This is a genomic window from Actinoplanes sp. NPDC026670 (assembly GCF_040638175.1).
Classification (GTDB): domain Bacteria; phylum Actinomycetota; class Actinomycetes; order Mycobacteriales; family Micromonosporaceae; genus Actinoplanes.
Genome location: NZ_JBEZXU010000230.1, coordinates 1 through 1,023, shown reverse-complemented (window position 1 = coordinate 1,023; position 1,023 = coordinate 1). Strand labels below are relative to the sequence as shown.

General features: G+C 71.0%; 2 protein-coding genes. Both read right to left on the bottom strand.

The window, feature by feature from the left end; genetic code table 11:
* Positions 1 to 463, bottom strand: a 463-nt coding sequence (locus AB0E94_RS53320) for a WXG100 family type VII secretion target (protein WP_360344710.1), incomplete at its 3' end; no start/stop codon positions are given.
* Complete coding sequence (locus tag AB0E94_RS53315) at positions 456 to 824, bottom strand: hypothetical protein (protein WP_357088241.1); 369 nt, start codon at positions 822 to 824, stop codon at positions 456 to 458. The genes AB0E94_RS53320 and AB0E94_RS53315, both read right to left, overlap by 8 nt.
* Positions 825 to 1,023: the final 199 nt, after the last annotated feature.

The following is a 1,023-nucleotide window of genomic DNA, read 5'->3' as shown; positions in this document are numbered from 1 at the left end:
GCTTGTGCGCCTTCTCCTGCTCGGCCTTGTCCTGCTGGTGGCCCAGCAGCCCGCCGACCACCATGCCCGGCACGCCGAACACGGCACCCTTGGCCGCGCCGGAGATCGCCTGGTCGTGGTCGTCGGTCTCGGCCGGGCTCTCCGCCTGCTTGCGGGCGGTGCGCAGCTCGCCGGCCATCAGGGTCAGGCCCCGGCTCACGTCCGCCATGCCCTCGCCGAGCTTGTCGGCGTAGTCGGTGACGAGCGTCAACCGGCGCTGGAACTCCTGCGAGGCCGAGCCCGTCCAGGTGTTGGCGAGCTTGTCGAGGTCGCCGCTGAGCTCGCGGGACAGCCCGTCGAGCATGCCCTTGAGCGACGTCCACTGCGCGGCGACGCCGTCGATCTGACCCGGCTGGCCGGCCATCACGGCGTCGTAGAGCTCCTGATGGCTTACGGGCTGGTAGCGGCTGGTGTACTCAGACACGGGGAGCCTCCTTCCGCTTCAGCGCGTCGTCCACCCCGTTCAGCGCGGCGGAGATGTCGGCGGAGTTGGCCGCGTTGCGCTCCTCGGCGGTGCGGTAGTTGGCCAGGATCGTCGCGGTGGCACTCTGCGCCGCCTTCACCGCGGCACGCAGCCGGTCGACCTGGTCCACGTAGGACTGCTGGATCTCGGAGTAGCGGCGGGAGTTCTGCGTGGCGTCGGTGAACGAGCCCAGCGCCGGGGGCCGGCACTGCATCTCGGTGCTCAGCTTCCGCAACGCCTTCTCCGCCTCGGCCAGCCGGTTGGCCAACTTCTGGTGGAAGTCTTCCAGGGACATCAGGTCGACTGTCGTGCGCCCGGTCATGGCAGCATCCCCGTACGTCATCGTCGATAACCGTTGGCAGGGCACAGGTTAGTCGACCGGCGCGACTCGGGCGACCCGCCGCCGGCACCGATCCACCAGGTGCGTACTCAGTCGCCCGACCCGGGGGAGGCCGGCGACGTGCCGGGAGAGGCCGGCGCCTTCGACGTGGGTCCGCGGGAGGGCGCCGCCGGCGTGCCGG